This window comes from Ensifer sp. 2TAB8 (genome assembly GCF_052115125.1).
GTDB lineage: Bacteria > Pseudomonadota > Alphaproteobacteria > Rhizobiales > Rhizobiaceae > Ensifer.
The window spans coordinates 1-20,093 of sequence record NZ_JBFRGB010000009.1; the positions used below are offsets into that span (position 1 = coordinate 1).

Sequence of the window (20,093 nt, forward strand, 5' to 3'; positions counted from 1 at the left end):
CCATGACGATGATCAGCGTCGCGACGCCGAGCATGATGCCGATGAAGGAGAAGCCTGCGATCACCGAGATGAAGGCTTCCTTGCGCCTGGAGCGCAGGTAGCGCCAGGCGACCATGCGCTCAAAGGCGGAAAAGGGACGGCTGGAGGACTTTTCAGGCCGCGCTGCGGCCTGCACCTGATCTTGCACCACGGCGGTCATCCTGCCTTCCCTCGCCTCATCACTTCTTTGCGGTCAGCTTGTTGATCGCAGCTTCGACGGTCATCGTTTCGCGCTCGCCGGTCTTGCGATCCTTGACCTCGATCTCGCCGTTGGCGATCGAACGCGGACCGACGATGATCTGAACCGGAACCCCAATCAGGTCCGCCGTCGCGAATTTCGCACCGGCGCGGTCGTCCGTGTCGTCGAGCAACGCATCGAATCCAGCCTTGCCGAGTTCGGAGTAGAGCGTCTCGCAGGCGCCGTCGCAAGCGACATCGCCGGCCTTCATGTTGATGATGACGCCATCGAACGGCGAGATCGACTTCGGCCAGATGATGCCGTTGTCGTCATGCGAGGCTTCGATGATCGCAGGCACGAGGCGGGTCGGGCCGATGCCGTAGGAACCCATGTGCACGGCATGCTCCTTGCCGTCGGGGCCGAGCACCTTGGCGCCCATGGCTTCGGAATACTTGGTGCCGAAGTAGAAGATGTGGCCAACCTCGATCCCGCGCGCCGACAGACGGTCGCCCTCGGCAACCGCATTGAAGGCTGCCTCGTCGTGCATTTCCGATGTCGCAGCGTAACGCGAGGTCCACTTGTCGAAGATCGCCTTGAGACCGGCGACGTCATCGAAATTGGTTTCTTCGCCGGGAATGTCGAAGCCGAGGAAGTCCTTGTGGCAGAACACTTCGGATTCGCCGGTGTCGGCGAGGATGATGAATTCGTGGCTCAGATTGCCGCCGATCGGGCCGGTGTCGGCACGCATCGGAATAGCGCGGAGACCCATGCGCGCGAAGGTACGCAGATAGGCGGCGAACATGCGGTTGTAGGCGTGCTCAGCCCCTTCCCGGTCGAGATCGAAGGAATAGGCGTCCTTCATCAGGAATTCGCGCGAGCGCATGGTGCCGAAGCGCGGACGGATCTCATCGCGGAACTTCAGCTGGATGTGGTACAGGTTGAGCGGCAGGTCACGATAGGACTTCACGTAGGACCGGAAGACGTCCGTGATCATCTCCTCGTTGGTCGGGCCGTAAAGCATCGGCCGATCCTGACGATCCTTGATGCGCAGCATCTCCTTGCCGTAGGCGTCGTAGCGGCCGCTTTCCTGCCAGAGCTCCGCGGACTGCAGCGTCGGCATCAACAGTTCGACTGCGCCCGAGCGGTTCTGCTCCTCGCGGATGATCGCATTGACCTTGTCGAGGACCCGCTTGCCCAGTGGCAGCCAGGTATAGATGCCCGAGGACTGCTGCCGGATCATGCCCGTGCGGAGCATGAGGCGGTGGGAAACGATTTCCGCTTCCTTCGGATTTTCCTTCAGGATGGGCATGAAAAAGCGGGACAGGCGCATGACGGGTTCCAGAACTTGATGAACGTCGCACTATCGGCGGATTCGGGCGAAATGACGTTGAGCTCAGGTGCCTTCTTCGCCGGTGGACTGGCAAGGGCGACCGTTGCTTCGCGGGGTCGAGCTCTCCATTATCCATCGCCGGCAATGCCAGCGTGAAGCTTTACGAGCCTTGCGTTCATAGCTGCTTCGCAGGCGGAAGAAAACCCTACTCTCAGGCCATTACCGGAAAGATCGGAGCCACTGTTTTTGAGGGGGTAAGACGAGCAAAGTCTGCGTCAAAAGAGCACGCTAGTAACAAGATTACGACAGGTATTGTCAACGGGAATATTTTACCCGAGTGTAGCAAAAATGCAAAAAAACAGGATGACATCGCTTAATGTTTGGGCTAATTTCGGCTCACAAAACAGGCATGAAGACTAAATTCTTGCCGACTTTCGCGGTCAAGTCTTGGGAGGATAAGATCTTAGGCGCGCTTAGTCGCTGCCGCCGGCAACGGATGAAAGATCACGCGAAACTTGAAAAACAAGGCTTTTAGCCTTGTTTTTTTTTGCTTTTCTCACACCGTCTCAAGCACGAAGCAGTAGCGAAAATTGAACTATGTCAATTTGGCGGCGGTCAACCCTGCCATTGCCCTGGTTCCGCCCGCGGCAATGCCCGGCGGTCATCGCGACGCCGAAAATCCGCCTCGATATCCTCAGATTTCTGCAGCCCGCTTTGCGGCCCGGTCAGCCTGTCCGCTCCGGTGAAATTCTTAGTAGAACTTCGGGTAAAACCGCGGGATGGAGTCGATGCCGTAGCCCAGCTTGACGGAGACGATGTACCAGGCGAGCTGAATGACAGCTGCGATGGCCGTGGTCAGAAGCACGACCCGTTTGGCATTGAACTTGGCTGGCGCGCTTTCAACGCTTCCCGGGACGACGCTATTCTCCTCAGCCTGCGTGCGTACTCCCAGCGGAAGGACGGCAAACAGCGTGATCCACCAGATGATGAAGTAAATGGCAAAAGTTGAAAACAGTGGCATATCCGGCTCCCGGTGAAGGCAATCGACGCAACGACCGAAGGCCATTTCGTTGCGACTTCCGCGACATTCTGTCCGCCTTATAACGCCGCCTGCCCGATCAGACAAACAGCCATCGCGCGGTCAACTGTCACACCTCTTCGAGTTCGATCAGCGTACCCTGGAAATCCTTGGGGTGCAGGAAAAGCACCGGCTTGCCATGCGCACCGATCTTCGGCTCGCCGTCTCCAAGAACGCGAGCTCCGGCCGCCCGCAGCGCGTTGCGGGCGACGAGGATGTTTTCCACTTCGTAGCAGATGTGGTGCATGCCGCCCGAAGGGTTCTTCGCCATGAAGGCGGCGATCGGCGAGTTCTCGCCGAGCGGCTCCAATAGCTCAACCTTGGTGTTGGCCAGCGTGACGAACACGACTGTTACACCGTGTTCCGGCAACGCTTGCGGCTCGGTCACGGACGCCCCCAGCGTCGAGCGATAGCTTTCGGTGGCGGAAGCAAGATCCGGCACGGCGATGGCGATATGGTTCACTCTTCCGAGCATTGCGATCCTCCCGCTATTCCTCAACCGGTCCCGCATACATCGCCACGAGACGACCGCCAATCAGACTTTGGTGACGAACACCGTTACGATCGGCTTCTTGCCCCAGGTCTGGTTGGCTGTGCTGCGAACAGCACGGCGCACCGCTTCCTGCAGCATGGCGAGATCCTTGCGCTTTGCCCGCGGAATGCTTTCCACCGCACCGAGGATCGCGTCATAGAGCGTATCTTCCATGTCCTCGCCCTCGTCGTCGAACTCCGGCAGACCGATCGCCACGATATCCGGGTCGCCGAGGAAATCGTAACGGCTGTCGAGAACGACGTTGACGGCGACGTGCCCTGCGAAAGAGAGCTTGCGGCGCTCGCCGATGCCCATCTCCTCGAAATCGCCGATGAGGTTGCCGTCCTTGTAGATGCGGCCGTGCGGCGCTTCGTCAATGACCTCGGCCGGGCCCGGTGCGAGGCGCAACATTTCACCGTTGCGCAGGCGCGGGACGCTGGCGATGCCCGATTGCTGGCCGAGCTCGGCATGGGCCGTCAGATGGGCGGCTTCGCCGTGAACCGGAACGAGGATCTGCGGGCGCAGCCACTGATACATCTGCTGCAGTTCGGTGCGGCGGGGGTGACCGGACACATGCACCAGTGCTTCACTGTCGGTGACAATGTGGATGCCCTGCTCAACCAGGCCATTCTTGATGTCGTTGATCGCCTTCTCGTTGCCCGGGATCGTGCGTGAGGAGAAAACGACCGTATCGCCGGCGGAGAATGCGACGTTGCGCATCTCGTCGCGTGCGATCTTGGCAAGGGCGGCCCGCGGCTCGCCCTGACTGCCGGTCAGGATGACGACAACCTTGTCGCGCGGCACGTAGCCGAACTCGTCTTCAGCCAGGAACGGCTTGATGCCTTCCATCAGTCCGAGGTCCCGAGCGACGGCGACGACGCGTCGCATCGAACTGCCAAGCAGCAGGACGTCGCGCCCCGCCTCCTCAGCGGCCTCAGCGATCGAGCGGATGCGCCCGACATTTGATGAGAAGGTCGTGATCGCAACCCGGCCTTCCGCATTGCCGATGATTTTCGCCAGGCTTTCCGACACTTCCTGTTCCGACGGCGAAACGCCGTCGCGCATCGCATTGGTGGAATCGCAGACAAGCGCCAAAACGCCTTCGTCACCGATCTGGCGGAAGCGCGTTTCGTCCGTCAACGGACCGAGCGACGGATGAAGGTCGATCTTCCAGTCGCCGGTGTGGACGACGGTGCCGACCGGCGTGCGGATGATCAGCGACATCGGCTCGGGGATCGAATGGTTGACACCGACCGCCTCGATCTCAAAGGGCCCGACATTGATGCGGTCGCCCTGCTTGAAGATCGTCACCGGGATCTCGCCGCGGCTCTTTTCAAAATCGCGCTTGGCCTCCAGCATGCCCGCTGTGAACGGCGAAGCATAGACCGGAACGTTGAGACCCGGCCAGAGATCGTTCAGACCGCCATAGTGATCCTCATGGGCATGGGTGATGATGATGCCCTTTAGATTGCGCCGCTCCTCCGCCAGGAAGCTGATATCGGCCAGCACCAGATCCACCCCCGGAAGTTCCGGTCCCGGAAACGTCACGCCGCAATCGACCATGATCCACTGGCGGTTACCGGGTTTTCCGTAGCCGTAAAGGCCGAGGTTCATGCCGATTTCACCGACGCCGCCAAGCGGCAAGAACACCAGTTCTTCGTCCTGCGCCATATTGTAATGCGCCCTTGTTCTAAGAATTATCCGAAAAATACGTCGCCGGCGGCAATCGCCTGCATCGTGCCTGACCCGGTATCGAGCATCAACCGCCCGGTCTCATCAATACCGGCAAAGCGGCCCGAAAGCGACCGGTCCGGCAGGTTCACTGTAATCGTTTCACCGATGCCGCGGGCCGCCGCCCGCCATTGCTCGATAGTCTTTGCAATGCCTGCGCCGCGCTCCCACAATGACAACGTCTCCGCCATTGTCACGAACAGCCGCGCGAAAAGTTCGTCCGGCGAAACCGAGGCGCCCTCCCTTCTCAACGAGGTGACGGGATAGAGGGCCTCGTGCGGCTGGACGGCGATGTTGATGCCACAGCCAATGACCAAAGCCTGCCGTCCATCGGCCAGCGCTTCACCTTCGAGCAGAATGCCGCAGGTCTTCTTGCCATCGATCAAGATGTCGTTTGGCCACTTGATCTCCACCGGAGCCGCACCCGGCGGCATTACCTCGCGGATTGCCCGGTGCACGGCGACGGCAACGGCGAGCGGCAAGGAATGCAGATGCTCGATCGGCGCCGGATCGATCAGGAGAAGCGATGCATAGAGGTTGCCGGGTTCCGAGACCCAGGCACGGCCCCGGCGGCCGCGACCGCCTGTCTGCGTGGCGGCCGTGACCCAGAGATTACCTGGGTCACCCTGGCGCGCGCGCGCCAGGCATTCGCTGTTTGTCGAGCCGACCGCATCGAGAGCGACGTGCCGGAAATCGTCGGGCGATATCCGGCCGCCGCTTTCAAGGCCGATCAAAAGAACGTCCGCGCCGCAACCTCGGCAGCGCTTCCAAGCGGGCCGCCGATCAGGACGTATCCGAGGACGAACAGACCCGAGAGACCGAAGACCAGCTTCAGTTCACCGGCCGTACGGGCAAACTCGCCCTTGGCTTCATCGAACCACATCACCTTGATGACGCGCAGATAGTAGTAGGCGCCAACGACGGATGCGAGAACGCCGATGATGGCGAGCGCATAGAGCTGGGCTTCGATCGCCGCCATGAAGACGAAGTACTTCCCGAAGAAGCCAGCCATCGGCGGGATGCCGGCGAGCGAGAACATAAGAACGGTCAGCACGCACGCCATGAAGGGGTTCGTCTGCGACAGGCCAGCAAGATCGTCGACGTTCTCGACGTTTTCGCCTTCCTTGCGCCGCATCGCGAGGATGCAGGCAAAGGTGCCGAGCGTCATGACCATGTAGATGAGCATGTAGAGTAGAACGCCGCGAACGCCTGCCATCGAGCCGGCAGCAAGGCCGACCAGCGCGTAACCCATGTGGCCGATCGAGGAATAGGCCATCAGGCGCTTGATGTTGCGCTGGCCGATCGCTGCGAAGGAGCCGAGCAGCATCGATGCAATCGAGATGAAGACGATGATCTGCTGCCAGTCGGCAACGACGGGCTCGAACGCATTGATGACGATACGCACCAGGATCGCCATGGCCGCGACCTTCGGTGCCGCCGCGAAGAAGGCGGTGACCGGCGTCGGCGCACCTTCGTAAACGTCAGGCGTCCACATGTGGAACGGCACGGCCGAAATCTTGAAGGCGAGACCGGCAAGCACGAAGACGAGACCGAAGATCAGGCCGAGCGAGCGGCCTTCCGCCGTCAGCGCAGCAGCGATCTGGGTAAAGCCGGTGTGGCCCGTGAAACCGTAGATCAGCGACATGCCATAGAGCAGCATGCCCGAGGAAAGCGCACCGAGCACGAAGTACTTGAGGCCGGCTTCAGTCGAACGCACGCTGTCGCGGTTGATGGCGGCGACGACGTAAAGGGCCAGCGACTGCAATTCCAGCGACAGGTAGAGCGAGATCAGGTCGTTGGCCGAGATCATCAGCAGCATGCCGAGCGTTGCCAGCACCAGAAGCACCGGGAACTCGAAACGGTCGATCTGGGCGGATCGCGCGTGGCCGACCGTCATCACCAGGGCGGTGATCGAGCCGATCAATGCCAACACCTTCATGAACTTGGCGAAGGGGTCGGAGAGGAAGGCGCCGCCATAGGCCGAGCCTTCACCGGTTTTAAGCACGAGCCAGAGGCCTGCGATGATCAGAAGCGCAACCGCAAGGCCGGTGACGGTCGAAGCCGACTTTTCGCCGGCGAACACGCCGATCATCAGCAATGCCATCGCGCCGACCGCGAGGATCAACTCGGGGATCGAGAGTTGCAGGCTTGCAAGGAGGGTTTCAGCAGTCATGTCCAATCACGTCCTGTGGTCATTGCACCGAAAGCGCAACGTTTTGCGCTGCCTGCAGGGCTGCGGAGTAGTTGTTGACGAGCAGATCCACGGAAGCCGCGGTCGCATCGAAGATCGGTGCCGGATAGACGCCGAAGAAGATCGTCAGGATCACCAGCGGATAAAGGATGGCCTTTTCGCGCGACGACAGATCGAGCAGCGCCTTCAGGCTTTCCTTCTCCAGTGCACCGAAGATCACCCGGCGGTAGAGCCAGAGCGCATAGGCTGCCGACAGGATGACGCCCGAGGTGGCGAAGAGCGCAACCCAGGTGTTGGCGCGGAACGCACCGACGAGGGTCAGGACTTCGCCGACGAAGCCGGAGGTGCCCGGAAGGCCGACGTTCGCCATGGTGAAGACCATGAAGGCGACGGCGTATTTCGGCATGTTGTTGACCAGACCGCCATAGGCCGCGATCTCGCGGGTGTGCAGACGGTCATAGACGACGCCGACGCAGAGGAAGAGCGCGCCCGAGACGATACCGTGCGACAGCATCTGGAAGATCGCACCCTGCACGCCCTGGGTGTTGGCGGCAAAGATACCCATCGTCACGTAGCCCATGTGAGCAACCGACGAATAGGCGATCAGCTTCTTGATGTCGGTCTGCATCATCGCGACCAGCGAGGTGTAGATGATGGCGACGACCGAAAGCGTGAAGACGAACGGCGCGAAGTAATCGGATGCCAGCGGGAACATCGGCAGCGAGAAGCGCAGGAAGCCGTAGCCGCCGAGCTTCAGAAGGATGCCGGCCAGGATGACCGAGCCCGCGGTCGGCGCCTGAACGTGCGCGTCCGGGAGCCAGGTGTGGACCGGCCACATCGGCATCTTCACGGCGAAGGAGGCGAAGAAGGCAAGCCACAGCCACGTCTGCATCTGACGCGGGAAGCTATAGGCGAGCAGCTGCGGGATATCGGTCGTACCGGCTTGCCAGTACATCGCCATGATCGCAAGCAGCATCAGCACCGAGCCGAGCAGCGTATAGAGGAAGAACTTGTAGCTGGCGTAGACGCGGTCCTTGCCACCCCAGACACCGATGATGATGAACATCGGGATCAGGCCGGCCTCGAAGAACACGTAGAAGAGCACGATATCGAGCGACACGAAGACGCCGATCATGAACGTTTCCAAGACGAGGAACGCGATCATGTAGGCCTTCAGGCGCTTCTCGATCGACAGCCAGCTTGCGAGCACGCAGAACGGCATGAGGAATGCCGAGAGCACGACGAACAGCACCGAGATGCCGTCGACACCCAGGTGGTAGGAAATGCCGGTGCCGAGCCACTCATGCTTTTCGGTCATCTGGAAACCGGGGTTCGAGGCATCGAACTGGTACCAGATGTAGACCGACACCGCGAAGGTGAAGATCGTCGTCAGCAGCGAAACGTTCAGGATGTTCCGGCGTCCGTAGGCGCTGTCTTCCCTTACGAGCAAGAGAAGCAGGACGCCGACGAGCGGCATGAAGGTGACCGCGGAAAGTACGGGCCAATCGGTCATCAGAAGGAACTCCTGAACATCATCCAAGTAACAAGCGCGGCAATGCCGATCAGCATCGCGAACGCGTAGTGATAGAGGTAACCAGTCTGCAGGCGGACAACGCGGTCAGTGACGTTCATCACGCGTGCGGCAATGCCGTTCGGGCCGTAGCCATCGATGACGCGACCGTCGCCTTCCTTCCATAGGAAGGTGCCGAGCCACTTGGCCGAACGTACGAACAGGAAGTCATAGAGCTCGTCGAAGTACCACTTGTTGAGCAGGAACTGGTAGAGGCCACGATGCTGCTCCGCCAGATACTTCGGCAGTTCCGGCCGGCGGATATACATGTACCAGGCAGTGAAGAGGCCGAGCGCCATGGCGCAGAACGGGCTCCACTTCACCCACAGCGGTACGTGGTGGTATTCATGGAGGATTTCGTTCTCTGCCGACGTGAACAGCGCGCCCTTCCAGAATTCGGCATAACCTTCGCCGAAGAAGTGGTCGTGGAAGAAATAGCCAGCGGCAAGTGCACCAACGCCCAGGATATAGAGCGGAACCAGCATGACCTGCGGCGACTCGTGGACGTGATGCATGACGTCCGAGGAAGCGCGCGGCTTGCCGTGGAAAGTCAGGAAGGTCAGACGCCAGGAGTAGAAGCTGGTGAAGAGAGCGGCAATGACCAGCAGCGCGAAGGCGAAGCCGGAAACGGCACTGTGCGACGCGAAGGTCGATTCGATGATCGCGTCCTTCGAGAAGAAGCCAGCGGTACCAAGCGACGTACCGGGAATACCGACACCGGTCAGGGCGATCGTGCCGATGAACATCATCCAGTAGGTGACCGGGATATGCTTCCGCAGGCCGCCCATGTAGCGCATGTCCTGTTCGCCATCGACGGCGTGGATGACCGAGCCGGCACCCAAGAACAGGAGCGCCTTGAAGAAGGCGTGCGTAAACAGGTGGAAGATGGCCGCGCCATAGGCGCCGACGCCGAGCGCCACGAACATGTAGCCGAGCTGCGAGCAGGTCGAATAGGCGATGACGCGCTTGATGTCGTTCTGGACGAGACCGACGGTCGCCGCGAAGAACGCGGTGATCGCGCCGATGGTCGTGACGACGGTCAGCGCATCCGGCGACAGTTCAAAGAGCGGCGACATGCGGGCGACGAGGAAGACGCCCGCGGTGACCATGGTTGCGGCATGGATCAGGGCCGAAACGGGGGTCGGTCCTTCCATCGCGTCCGGAAGCCACGTGTGCAGCAGGAACTGCGCCGACTTGCCCATCGCGCCCATGAAGAGCAGCAAGCAGGCAGCCGTGATGGCGTCAGCCTTGTCGAGGTGCATGCCGAACAGGGTGACAACCGCCTCCCCTGCTGCAGCGCCTTCGGCCGGCAGGTAGGTCTGGGCGGCAGCGAAGATCGTCTCGAAGTTGACCGAGCCGAACAGCACGAAGACGAGGAAGATGCCGAGCGAGAAACCGAAGTCGCCGACGCGGTTGACGATGAAGGCCTTCATCGCAGCAGCGTTCGCCGACGGCTTCTTGTACCAGAAGCCGATGAGCAGGTAGGACGCCAGACCCACGCCTTCCCAGCCGAAGAACATCTGCACCAGGTTGTCCGACGTGATGAGCATGAGCATCGCGAAGGTGAACAGCGACAGATAGGCAAAGAAGCGCGGACGATGCGGATCGTGGTGCATGTAGCCGATCGAATAGACATGCACGAGCGTCGACACCGTGTTGACGACGACGAACATGACAGACGTCAACGTATCGACACGGAATGCCCATTCGACATCGAAGCTGCCGGACTGGATCCAGCGCAGCACCGAAACCTTGATCATTTCCTGGTGGCCCAAGGCGACGTCGAAGAAGACGTACCAGGAGAGCGCAGCGGCGATGATCATCAGACCGCTGGTGACATATTCCGATGCCTTGGCGCCGATCGAAGTACCGAAGAGGCCGGCGATCAGAAAGCCGATCAAAGGCAGGAAGACGATAGCCTTGATGATGGTATCCATAGCCCAATCAGCCCTTCATCATGTTGACGTCTTCAACAGCGATCGAGCCGCGGTTGCGGTAGAAGACGACGAGAATTGCAAGTCCGATGGCCGCTTCCGCAGCCGCGACGGTCAGGATGAACAGGGCGAAGACCTGGCCCGTGATATCATTCAGGAACGCCGAGAAGGCGACCATGTTGATATTGACCGCGAGAAGAATGAGTTCGACCGACATCAGGATGACGATGACGTTCTTCCGGTTCAGGAAGATGCCGAAGACGCCCAGCGTGAACAGGATGGCGCTGACGGTGAGATAGTGGGAAATTCCGATTTCCATTTTTTGTTCCTCGATCTCGCGTCCGACTTAGATGCCCTGGCCCGGCTTGACCGTGACCACCTCGACGGCGGTTTCGGGCGAGCGGGCAACCTGCTGCGGGATGTTCTGGCGCTTGATGTTTTCGCGGTGGCGCAGCGTCAGCACGATCGCGCCGATCATGGCGACGAGCAGCACGAGGCCGGCGATCTGGAAGAAGTAGACATAGTGGGTATAGAGCACGTCACCGAGGGCGGCCGTGTTCGTGCGGTCCGCCACCGCCGGGATCGGCATCGAAATCGACTTGGCGATTTCAGGCGAGAACGTCGCGCCGCCAACCACGATGATGAGTTCGGCTGCGAGGATAAGGCCGATCAGCGCACCGATCGGCGCATATTCGAGCACGCCCGCGCGCAGTTCTGCGAAGTCGATGTCGAGCATCATGACCACGAAGAGGAAGAGTACCGCGACCGCGCCGACGTAGACGACCAACAGGATCATCGCGAGGAATTCTGCGCCGGTCAGCAGGAACAGGCCCGCCGAGTTGAAGAAGGTCAGGATCAGGAACAGAACCGAATAAACCGGGTTCCTGGCCGCAATGACCATAAATGCCGACGCCACCGCGATGAAGGCAAAGAGATAGAAAAAAAGAACCTGCAGACCCATGATCGGTGCCTTCTTCGTCTTGCACGGCGTGAAGCACTTCTGGCTCCACTCCACAGGCAAAGCCGGACACGCGTCCGGCCGTTGCCCAACCTATGTCACATGCACCGCCCTCCCCGGGGCGGCGCTACGCTTTGTCCTCAGCGATAGGGCGAGTCCATTGCGATGTTGCGTGCGATTTCCCGTTCCCAACGGTCGCCGTTGGCGAGGAGCTTGTCCTTGTCGTAGTAAAGCTCTTCGCGCGTCTCGGTGGCGAACTCGAAGTTCGGGCCCTCGACGATGGCATCAACCGGACAGGCTTCCTGGCAGAAACCGCAATAGATGCACTTCACCATGTCGATATCGTAGCGCACCGTACGGCGGGTGCCGTCGTTGCGGCGCGGGCCGGCTTCGATGGTGATGGCCTGTGCAGGACAGATCGCCTCGCACAGCTTGCAGGCGATGCAGCGCTCTTCACCGTTCGGATAGCGGCGAAGCGCATGCTCGCCACGGAAGCGCGGGCTGACCGGCCCCTTTTCGAAGGGGTAGTTCAACGTCGCCTTCGGCTTGAAGAAGTAGCGCATCGACAAAAAGAACGCGCCGACGAATTCCTTCAGGAACAGCGAGCTGACGGCTTGCGAAAGACCGGCCATCATTTACCTCCAGAGTTGCCGGCCTGGGAGCGACCGGCGGTATGCCGCCAAACGTGAGCCATCGTCATGCGGCTCCCGTCAGCTTGAGAACGAATGCAGTGATCACGACCATTGCGAGAGAGATCGGCAGGAAGACCTTCCAGCCGAGACGCATCAGCTGGTCGTAGCGGTATCGCGGAACGAAAGCCTTCACCATCGCGAACATGAAGAACACGAAGGATGCCTTGAGAACGAACCAGATGATGCCGGGAACCCAGTTCAGGAACCAGACGTCGACCGGAGGCAGCCAGCCGCCAAGGAACAGGATCGTCGTCAATGCGCACATCAGGCAGATGGCAGCATATTCGCCGAGCATGAACATCATGTAAGGCGTGGAGCCGTACTCGACCATGAAGCCGGCGACGAGTTCGGATTCCGCTTCCGGAAGGTCGAAGGGCGGACGGTTCGTTTCGGCAAGCGCCGAAATGAAGAACACGATGAACATCGGGAACAGCGCCAGCCAATGCCAGTCGAGGAACGACGCCGGCAGACCGAGGTTCGTGCCGATGCCCGTCGACTGGGCGTTGACGATGTCCGTCAGGTTCAGCGAGCCGACGCAGAGAAGGACGGTGACGATGACGAAGCCGATTGAGACTTCGTAGGAGACCATCTGTGCCGCGGAGCGAAGCGCGCCGAGGAAGGGATATTTGGAGTTCGACGCCCAGCCGCCCATGATGATGCCATAAACTTCAAGCGAAGATATGGCGAACACGAAGAGGATGCCGACGTTGATGTTCGCGATCACCCAACCGGCGTTGAGCGGGATCACCGCCCAGGCAGCGAGCGCCAGCGTCACGGAAACGAGCGGTGCGAGCAGAAAGATCGCCTTGTTGGCACCGGCGGGAATCACCGGTTCCTTGAAGACGAACTTCAAAAGGTCAGCGAAGGACTGGAAAAGCCCCCATGGGCCTACCACATTCGGACCACGGCGGAGCTGAACGGCAGCCCAGATCTTACGGTCTGCGAGCAGGATGTAGGCGATGAAAAGCAGCAGCGCGACCAGGAGCAGCAGCGACTGGGCGACCATGATGATCGCGGGCCAGACATAGGTCGAAACGAAAGCGTCCATGATACTCTATTCCCTCGCGCTCATTCCGCCGCAGCTTTGAAATTGTTGCGTGCCAAAGCCGAGCATTCGGCCATGACGGCGGATGCGCGCGCTATCGGGTTCGTCAAATAGAAGTCTTTGACCGGAGACGCAAACACGGATTTGCCCATCTCACCGGCTTTTTGGCCGAGTGCGGCAATTTCGTCGCCGTTGCCGGCCGCGATCGCGTCAATATCGGCGAAATGCGGGTGGTCCGCATAGAGCTTCGAGCGCAATTCGCCAAGCGAATCAAAGGGCAGCTTCTTGCCGAGCACGTCGGAGAGTGCGCGAATGATCGCCCAGTCCTCGCGTGCGTCGCCCGGTGCGAAGCCGGCGCGGTTGCCGACCTGAACGCGGCCTTCGGTGTTGACCCAGGTGCCGGACTTTTCGGTGTAGGTCGCGCCCGGCAGGATGACGTCGGCGGCATGTGCGCCGTTGTCGCCGTGCGAGCCGATATAGACCGTGAAGCCGGACTTACGATCAGCCAGGTCGATCTCGTCAGCGCCGAGCAGGAAGAGAACGTCGGATGCGGTGACCATTTCGGCCGCCGTCTTGCCGTTTGCGCCCGGAACGAAGCCGAGGTCGAGACCACCGACGCGGGAAGCTGCCGTGTGAAGCACGGCAAAACCGTTCCACTCGGCGGTGACCGCACCGACAGCACCTGCGAGCTTGGCGGCGGCAGAAAGAACGGCAGCACCGCCCTCCCCTGCGATCGCGCCCTGGCCGATGAGGATCATCGGGCGCTGGGCCTTCTTCAAGGTCGCTGCAAACTTGCCCTTGCCGGAGACGAGCTCGGCGAGCGTTTCGGTACCGGCGCCGAGATATTCGTATTCGTAGCGCAGTTCGCCGGGCTCACCGATCACGGCGATTGGGAAATTGCCCATGCGGTAACGCTTGCGGATGCGGGCGTTGAGAACCGAAGCCTCGAAGCGCGGGTTGGAGCCGATGATCAGCAGCGCATCAGCGCTTTCGATACCAGCGATCGTCGGGTTGAAGAGGTAGCTGGCGCGGCCGAGCGACGGGTCGAGTGCGGCGCCATCCTGGCGGCAGTCGACGCTCTCGGAGCCAAGAGCCGAGATCAGCTGCTTCAGCGCGTACATTTCTTCGACCGAAGCGAGGTCGCCGGCAATGGCGCCGATCTTGTCGCCCGAGGTCTGGCCAACGGCAGCCTTGACCGCCTGAAAGGCTTCGCCCCAGCTCGCCGGCTGCAGGCGGCCGTCCTTCTTGACGTAGGGACGATCGAGGCGCTGCGTCTTCAGGCCATCCCAGATGAAGCGGCTCTTGTCGGAGATCCACTCTTCGTTAATCTCTTCGTTGACGCGCGGCATGATGCGCATGACTTCGCGACCGCGGGTGTCGACGCGGATCGCCGAACCGAGCGCATCCATCACGTCGATGGATTCGGTCTTGTTCAGTTCCCACGGACGGGCGGTGAAGGCAAAGGGCTTCGAGGTCAGCGCGCCCACGGGGCAAAGGTCGACGACGTTGCCCTGCAGTTCCGACGTCATTGCCTGCTCGAGATAGGTGGTGATCTCGGCGTCTTCGCCGCGGCCGATCAAGCCAAGCTCGGCAATGCCGGCGACTTCGGTGGTGAAACGAACGCAGCGCGTGCAGTGGATGCAGCGGTTCATCACGGTCTTGACGAGCGGGCCGATGTACTTGTCTTCGACGGCGCGCTTGTTTTCCTGGTAGCGCGAGCTGTCGATACCGAAAGCCATCGCCTGGTCCTGCAGGTCGCATTCGCCKCCCTGGTCGCAGATCGGGCAATCAAGCGGATGGTTGATCAGCAGGAATTCCATCACGCCTTCGCGGGCCTTCTTGACCATCGGCGTGGTCGTGAAGACTTCGGGCGCTTCGCCGTTCGGGCCCGGACGAAGATCGCGCACGCCCATGGCGCAAGATGCGGCGGGCTTGGGTGGCCCTCCCTTCACCTCGATCAGACACATGCGGCAGTTGCCGGCGACCGACAGCCGCTCGTGGAAACAGAAGCGCGGAACCTCGGCCCCGGCCTCTTCGCACGCCTGAAGCAGCGTGAAATGATCCGGTACCTCGATCTCTTTTCCGTCGACTTTCAGCTTTGCCATCTTCGTACTCAATCCTGTCTTCCGTCCGTCGGCCTAAAGGCGACGGACAACTCCAACACAGCCTTGCTGCTTGCGGGCGATGGCCGTCTCCGGTCCCCCGCCCCTATTGTCTCACGCGCTTTTCAGCGCCTTGGCCTGCCCAACCCAATCGTCCCGCTTGATCCGCCCGCCGAAGCCGAGCTCGTCGTCGAAGCGCGCGACGTCCGCGTCGCTCCAGCCGGCAATGTCGGCAAAGCCGCGGATACCTTTTGCGTTCAGCACCTGCTCGAGCTTCGGGCCGATACCGGAAATGCGCTTGAGGTCGTCGACGGCCTGCGTCTTGGCACGCGCCGGGCGTGCTTTGACCGCCTTTTCAGCGGCTGCCTTTTCGACCACCGGTTTCGCAGCTGCCCGCTTGGCGGGTGCGGACGGCTTGGCGCGCGGCTCAGACTTCGCTTCGGCTTGCACCGGCTTTGCGACGATGCCGGCCGACGCATCGGCGGGTTCCCGCTTCTGCGCCGCCTCGACCGCACCTTGCATTGCGCCGAGCATGGCTCCGGCAAAATGGCTGGTGAGGCCGAAGCCAATCGCGGTTGCGGCCGCAACCGCGGCAGCCGGGTGAACCATCAGCGGGTGCAGCTGCACCTGCTGCAGGTTCTTCATCCATTCGCCCATGCCGAACGGATCGGCCGGGTCGCCGCCGAGCAGACGCGCGAACGGAATGCCTGCTTCGGCCTGTCCCTTCATCTGTCCCTCTCCGCGTGCACCGGCCATAACCCTTACTCCGCCGCTTCCAGAACCGCGCCATGCGACGAGGCATTGCGCGTGTATTGGTCGATGCGCGCTTCCATTTCCGGACGGAAATGCTTGATCAGGCCTTGAATCGGCCAGGCTGCAGCGTCGCCGAGCGCGCAGATCGTGTGGCCTTCCACCTGCTTGGTCACGTCGAACAGCATGTCGATTTCGCGCTTCTGGGCGCGACCCTGAACCATGCGTTCCATCACGCGCATCATCCAGCCCGTGCCTTCGCGGCACGGCGTGCACTGGCCGCAGCTCTCGTGCTTGTAGAAGGCCGAGAGACGCCAGATTGCCTTGATGATGTCGGTCGACCGGTCCATGACGATGACGGCGGCGGTTCCAAGGCTGGAGCCGACTTCGCGCAGGCCGTCGAAGTCCATGATCGCGTCCTTCATCTGCGCGCCGGGCACGCAGGGAACGGACGAACCGCCGGGGATGACGGCGAGCAGGTTGTCCCAGCCGCCGCGAATGCCGCCACAGTGCTTTTCGATCAGTTCGTGGAACGGGATCGACATCGCGTCTTCGACCGTGCACGGACGATTGACGTGACCGGAGACCGAATAGAGCTTGGTGCCGTGGTTGTTCGGGCGGCCGAAGCTCGTGTACCAGCCGGCGCCGCGACGCAGGATAGTCGGGGTTACCGCGATCGACTCGACGTTGTTGACGGTCGTCGGGCAGCCGTAGAGGCCCATGTTGGCCGGGAACGGCGGCTTCAGGCGCGGCTGGCCCTTCTTGCCTTCGAGGCTTTCGAGCAGCGCCGTCTCTTCGCCACAGATATAGGCGCCGGCACCATGGTGCACGTAGATGTCGATGTCGTAGCCAAGCTTGTTGTTCTTGCCGAGCAGGCCGTAGGCGTAGCACTCGTCGATTGCCGCCTGCAGCGCCTCGCGCTCGCGGACGAATTCGCCGCGAACGTAGATGTAGGCGACATGGGCCCCCATGGCGAAGCTGGCGATGACGCAGCCTTCGATCAGCGTATGCGGATCGTGACGCATGATGTCACGGTCCTTGCAGGTGCCGGGCTCGGACTCGTCGGCGTTGACGACGAGGTAATGCGGACGGCCGTCGCTTTCCTTCGGCATGAAGGACCACTTGAGGCCCGTGGGGAAGCCGGCGCCGCCACGACCGCGAAGGCCGGAAGCCTTTACTTCGTTGACGATCCAGTCACGGCCCTTTTCGAGCAGCTGCTTGGTGCCGTCCCAGTGGCCACGCGCCATGGCGCCCTTCAGCGACTTGTCCTTGAGGCCGTAGATATTGGTAAAGATGCGGTCTTCATCTCTGAGCATAATTCACCTCTTTACCGCGGCTTCTTGCCGAAGACCTTGATGTATTCGGCTTCGCCGCCCTTGGCGAGCGCCTTGGCCTGCTTGGCCCAGTCGTCGCGTTCGATGCGGCCCTTGAAATTCAGGTATCCGTCGACCCACTCGCGCTCCGCCTTCTTCCACGAAGCAACTTGCGCGTAGGTGTAGATGCCCAGTTCGTTGAGCGTACCTTCGATCTTCGGACCAACGCCCGAGATCAGCTTGAGGTCGTCAGTCGCTGCCGGCTTCTCAATACCAGCCGGACGGTTCTTGTCCTCAAGCGACGGCTTACCGGCAACGGCGGCGGCCTTGGCCGGCTTCGACTTATCGACGGTGTCGCCTTCGACCTTTGCGTTAGCAGCGGCTTCCGCCTTTGCCGTCGCCGGGGTCTTCAGCGATGCGTCGGTCACGGCCGATGCGGTCTTGGCGCGGCCGGCATTCGACGGCGGCACCGAGACGGCCGGAGCATCGCTTACCTTCTTGGCAGCGCTGGTCGCAGCCTTCGCCGGAGCAGCATCCGCAAGCGTCAGGGTCGTTGGGCCGCCTTCTGGCGCCGAGTAAATGCGATCGATCTGCGGACCGGGGGTAACTTCAGCACCCTTGCCTGCCTCGAAACGGTCGATGATCTGCTCGAGTTGCTCGGGCGTCAGGTCTTCGAAAGTATCCTTGAAGATCATGACCATCGGCGCGTTGACGCAGGCGCCTTGACATTCGACTTCTTCCCAGGAGAGCGTGCCGCTCTCGTTCAGGGTGAAGGGATCATGGGCGATCTTGCTCTTGCAGACCTTGATCAGGTCTTCGGCGCCACGCAGCATGCAGGGCGTTGTGCCGCAAACCTGAATGTGGGCGCGCGTGCCGACCGGCTTCAACTGGAACTGGGTGTAGAAGGTCGCAACTTCGAGCGCGCGAATGTACGGCATGCCCAGCATGTCCGCGATCGACTCGATGGCCGCCTTCGTGACCCAGCCGTCCTGATCCTGAGCGCGCATCAACAACGGGATGACGGCGGACTGCTCACGACCCTTGGGGTATTTGTTGATCGTTTCCTTCGCCCAGGCGGCGTTCTCCTTGCTGAAGGCAAAGCTCGCTGGCTGGACGGTGTCTTCGGCTAGTCGACGAACGGACATTCTAGTGGACACCTTATCAGTTAATCGAACCGCACCGCGATTTCGTCACCGAGACGAATTCGCAGGCATAGGCTGACTGGTCTTTCTGCAAAAATACGATGTAGCGCGTGCCATTGGCGACCGCGGCCTTGATCTCGTAGCCCTTGGCCACGAGCTCGGCCATCGAGCCCCCGCGCATGCCGCCCGAGGTCTCGCCGCTATCGACCGATTCCTGTGCGGAAGCGGTCGACATAAGCGCGAGAAGAGCGAGCGTGGCCAGGGGCGCGAGACGCATCAGCGATCCACCTCACCGAACACGATATCGAGGGAGCCCAGCACGGCCGAAACGTCGGCAAGCTGGTGTCCCCGACAGAGGAAATCCATCGCCTGCAGATGCGCATAACCTGGAGCACGGATCTTGCAGCGATAGGGCTTGTTGGTGCCGTCGGAGACGAGATAGACGCCGAATTCGCCCTTCGGCGCTTCGACGGCGGCGTAAACTTCGCCGGCCGGCACGTGATAGCCTTCGGTGTAGAGCTTGAAGTGGTGGATGAGCGCTTCCATCGAACGCTTCATCTCACCACGCTTCGGCGGAACGATCTTGCCGTCGAGCGACGAAACCGGACCGACCTTGGCGTCGCCGAGCAGGCGATCGACGCACTGGCGCATGATGCGCGCCGACTGGCGCATCTCGATCATGCGGATCAGGTAGCGGTCGAAGCAGTCGCCGTTCTTGCCGATCGGGATATCGAATTCCATATCCGAGTAGCATTCATACGGCTGCGAACGACGCAGGTCCCAGGCCGCACCCGAACCGCGCACCATGACACCCGAGAAGCCCCAGGCCCAGGCGTCGTCGAGCTTGACGACGCCGATGTCGACGTTGCGCTGCTTGAAGATGCGGTTGCCGGTGAGCAACTCGTCAATATCGTCGACGGTCTTCAGGAACGGATCGATCCACTTGCCGATGTCTTCGACGAGCTCGTGCGGCAGATCCTGATGGACGCCGCCCGGACGGAAATAGGCAGAGTGCATGCGCGCGCCGCAGGCGCGCTCATAGAACACCATCAGCTTTTCGCGCTCTTCGAAGCCCCAGAGCGGCGGCGTCAGCGCGCCGACGTCCATGGCCTGCGTCGTGACGTTCAGAAGATGCGAGAGGATGCGGCCGATTTCCGAATAAAGAACGCGGATGAGCTGGCCGCGGATCGGAACTTCCGTGCCCGTCAGCTTCTCAACCGCGAGTGCGAAAGCGTGCTCCTGGTTCATCGGCGCCACGTAGTCGAGGCGGTCGAAATAGGGCACGGCCTGCAGATAGGTCTTGGTCTCGATCAGCTTCTCGGTGCCGCGATGCAGAAGGCCGATATGCGGATCGACGCGCTCGACGATTTCGCCATCAAGCTCGAGCACCAGGCGAAGAACGCCGTGCGCCGCCGGATGCTGCGGACCAAAGTTGATGTTGAAATTGCGGACGTTATGTTCGGTCATACCGATTGCTCCAGGCCGGACGGCAGCCGCTTGGCGACTAC

General features: G+C 61.3%; 18 protein-coding genes and 1 pseudogene. All 19 read right to left on the reverse strand.

Annotated elements, in window-relative coordinates:
- Nucleotides 1-199 (reverse strand): annotated as a pseudogene (locus AB4Z53_RS16250) (lipoprotein-releasing system transmembrane subunit LolC); the annotation flags it as partial.
- A 19-nt stretch (nt 200-218) separates the two neighbouring features.
- Nucleotides 219-1,547 (reverse strand): proline--tRNA ligase, encoded by a 1,329-nt coding sequence (proS, locus tag AB4Z53_RS16255; RefSeq protein WP_113536958.1) that lies wholly within the window; start codon nt 1,545-1,547, stop codon nt 219-221.
- Nucleotides 1,548-2,298: 751 nt separating this feature from the next.
- On the reverse strand, nt 2,299-2,568 hold the full coding sequence (locus AB4Z53_RS16260) for a DUF1467 family protein (RefSeq protein WP_057252306.1): 270 nt from the start codon (nt 2,566-2,568) through the stop codon (nt 2,299-2,301).
- A gap of 127 nt (nt 2,569-2,695) precedes the next feature.
- Nucleotides 2,696-3,100 carry a methylmalonyl-CoA epimerase gene (gene mce / locus AB4Z53_RS16265; protein ID WP_441596637.1) on the reverse strand — a complete coding sequence of 135 codons (405 nt, stop codon included), beginning with the start codon at nt 3,098-3,100 and terminating at the stop codon, nt 2,696-2,698.
- A gap of 60 nt (nt 3,101-3,160) precedes the next feature.
- Complete coding sequence (locus tag AB4Z53_RS16270; protein ID WP_441596638.1) at nt 3,161-4,828, reverse strand: ribonuclease J; 1,668 nt, start codon at nt 4,826-4,828, stop codon at nt 3,161-3,163.
- 26 nt (nt 4,829-4,854) lie between these two features.
- Entirely contained in the window at nt 4,855-5,622 is a 768-nt protein-coding gene (locus tag AB4Z53_RS16275) for a biotin--[acetyl-CoA-carboxylase] ligase (RefSeq protein WP_441596639.1), read from the reverse strand.
- On the reverse strand, nt 5,619-7,061 hold the full coding sequence (gene nuoN / locus AB4Z53_RS16280; protein ID WP_113536954.1) for an NADH-quinone oxidoreductase subunit NuoN: 1,443 nt from the start codon (nt 7,059-7,061) through the stop codon (nt 5,619-5,621). The genes AB4Z53_RS16275 and nuoN overlap by 4 nt, the downstream gene beginning before the upstream one ends.
- Before the next feature lie 19 nt (nt 7,062-7,080).
- Nucleotides 7,081-8,592: an NADH-quinone oxidoreductase subunit M gene (locus AB4Z53_RS16285; protein WP_441596640.1), complete on the reverse strand. Its 1,512-nt coding sequence runs from the start codon at nt 8,590-8,592 to the stop codon at nt 7,081-7,083.
- Nucleotides 8,592-10,586: an NADH-quinone oxidoreductase subunit L gene (gene nuoL / locus AB4Z53_RS16290; protein WP_441596641.1), complete on the reverse strand. Its 1,995-nt coding sequence runs from the start codon at nt 10,584-10,586 to the stop codon at nt 8,592-8,594. Before nuoL ends, AB4Z53_RS16285 begins: the two co-directional genes overlap by 1 nt.
- A 7-nt stretch (nt 10,587-10,593) precedes the next feature.
- Nucleotides 10,594-10,902 carry an NADH-quinone oxidoreductase subunit NuoK gene (gene nuoK / locus AB4Z53_RS16295; RefSeq protein ID WP_034803568.1) on the reverse strand — a complete coding sequence of 103 codons (309 nt, stop codon included), beginning with the start codon at nt 10,900-10,902 and terminating at the stop codon, nt 10,594-10,596.
- Between the two features lie 27 nt (nt 10,903-10,929).
- Nucleotides 10,930-11,544: an NADH-quinone oxidoreductase subunit J gene (locus AB4Z53_RS16300; RefSeq protein WP_113536951.1), complete on the reverse strand. Its 615-nt coding sequence runs from the start codon at nt 11,542-11,544 to the stop codon at nt 10,930-10,932.
- A gap of 137 nt (nt 11,545-11,681) precedes the next feature.
- On the reverse strand, nt 11,682-12,173 hold the full coding sequence (gene nuoI / locus AB4Z53_RS16305) for an NADH-quinone oxidoreductase subunit NuoI (RefSeq protein ID WP_025426590.1): 492 nt from the start codon (nt 12,171-12,173) through the stop codon (nt 11,682-11,684).
- A gap of 64 nt (nt 12,174-12,237) precedes the next feature.
- Nucleotides 12,238-13,281, reverse strand: coding sequence for an NADH-quinone oxidoreductase subunit NuoH (gene nuoH / locus AB4Z53_RS16310; RefSeq protein ID WP_104665712.1), 1,044 nt, complete (start codon nt 13,279-13,281; stop codon nt 12,238-12,240).
- Nucleotides 13,282-13,301: 20 nt separating this feature from the next.
- A complete protein-coding gene (nuoG, locus tag AB4Z53_RS16315) occupies nt 13,302-15,383 on the reverse strand; it encodes an NADH-quinone oxidoreductase subunit NuoG (protein ID WP_441596642.1) in 2,082 nt (693 codons plus the stop codon).
- A 111-nt stretch (nt 15,384-15,494) separates the two neighbouring features.
- The gene (locus tag AB4Z53_RS16320; RefSeq protein WP_441596643.1) at nt 15,495-16,136 is read right to left on the reverse strand and encodes an NADH:ubiquinone oxidoreductase; all 642 of its coding nucleotides are present in this window, start codon (nt 16,134-16,136) and stop codon (nt 15,495-15,497) included.
- A 5-nt stretch (nt 16,137-16,141) separates the two neighbouring features.
- Complete coding sequence (nuoF, locus tag AB4Z53_RS16325; protein ID WP_113536948.1) at nt 16,142-17,446, reverse strand: NADH-quinone oxidoreductase subunit NuoF; 1,305 nt, start codon at nt 17,444-17,446, stop codon at nt 16,142-16,144.
- A gap of 11 nt (nt 17,447-17,457) precedes the next feature.
- The gene (locus AB4Z53_RS16330; protein ID WP_441596644.1) at nt 17,458-18,588 is read right to left on the reverse strand and encodes an NADH-quinone oxidoreductase subunit E; all 1,131 of its coding nucleotides are present in this window, start codon (nt 18,586-18,588) and stop codon (nt 17,458-17,460) included.
- A 16-nt stretch (nt 18,589-18,604) separates the two neighbouring features.
- Entirely contained in the window at nt 18,605-18,862 is a 258-nt protein-coding gene (locus tag AB4Z53_RS16335) for a hypothetical protein (RefSeq protein ID WP_441596645.1), read from the reverse strand.
- Nucleotides 18,862-20,052, reverse strand: a complete 1,191-nt coding sequence (locus tag AB4Z53_RS16340; RefSeq protein WP_113536945.1) for an NADH-quinone oxidoreductase subunit D — start codon at nt 20,050-20,052, stop codon at nt 18,862-18,864. The genes AB4Z53_RS16335 and AB4Z53_RS16340 overlap by 1 nt, the downstream gene beginning before the upstream one ends.
- Nucleotides 20,053-20,093 lie beyond the last annotated feature (41 nt).

Bases quoted from the DNA above. Each gene is read 5' to 3' on its own strand.
- proS (WP_113536958.1), bottom strand. From the start codon at position 1,547: ATGCGCCTGTCCCGCTTTTTCATGCCCATCCTGAAGGAAAATCCGAAG.
- nuoH (WP_104665712.1), bottom strand. From the start codon at position 13,281: ATGGACGCTTTCGTTTCGACCTATGTCTGGCCCGCGATCATCATGGTC.
- nuoN (WP_113536954.1), bottom strand. From the start codon at position 7,061: ATGACTGCTGAAACCCTCCTTGCAAGCCTGCAACTCTCGATCCCCGAG.
- nuoK (WP_034803568.1), bottom strand. From the start codon at position 10,902: ATGGAAATCGGAATTTCCCACTATCTCACCGTCAGCGCCATCCTGTTC.
- mce (WP_441596637.1), bottom strand. From the start codon at position 3,100: ATGCTCGGAAGAGTGAACCATATCGCCATCGCCGTGCCGGATCTTGCT.
- AB4Z53_RS16270 (WP_441596638.1), bottom strand. From the start codon at position 4,828: ATGGCGCAGGACGAAGAACTGGTGTTCTTGCCGCTTGGCGGCGTCGGT.
- AB4Z53_RS16335 (WP_441596645.1), bottom strand. From the start codon at position 18,862: ATGCGTCTCGCGCCCCTGGCCACGCTCGCTCTTCTCGCGCTTATGTCG.
- nuoL (WP_441596641.1), bottom strand. From the start codon at position 10,586: ATGGATACCATCATCAAGGCTATCGTCTTCCTGCCTTTGATCGGCTTT.
- nuoF (WP_113536948.1), bottom strand. From the start codon at position 17,446: ATGCTCAGAGATGAAGACCGCATCTTTACCAATATCTACGGCCTCAAG.
- AB4Z53_RS16285 (WP_441596640.1), bottom strand. From the start codon at position 8,592: ATGACCGATTGGCCCGTACTTTCCGCGGTCACCTTCATGCCGCTCGTC.
- AB4Z53_RS16320 (WP_441596643.1), bottom strand. From the start codon at position 16,136: ATGGCCGGTGCACGCGGAGAGGGACAGATGAAGGGACAGGCCGAAGCA.
- AB4Z53_RS16330 (WP_441596644.1), bottom strand. From the start codon at position 18,588: ATGTCCGTTCGTCGACTAGCCGAAGACACCGTCCAGCCAGCGAGCTTT.
- nuoI (WP_025426590.1), bottom strand. From the start codon at position 12,173: ATGGCCGGTCTTTCGCAAGCCGTCAGCTCGCTGTTCCTGAAGGAATTC.
- AB4Z53_RS16300 (WP_113536951.1), bottom strand. From the start codon at position 11,544: ATGGGTCTGCAGGTTCTTTTTTTCTATCTCTTTGCCTTCATCGCGGTG.
- AB4Z53_RS16260 (WP_057252306.1), bottom strand. From the start codon at position 2,568: ATGCCACTGTTTTCAACTTTTGCCATTTACTTCATCATCTGGTGGATC.
- AB4Z53_RS16340 (WP_113536945.1), bottom strand. From the start codon at position 20,052: ATGACCGAACATAACGTCCGCAATTTCAACATCAACTTTGGTCCGCAG.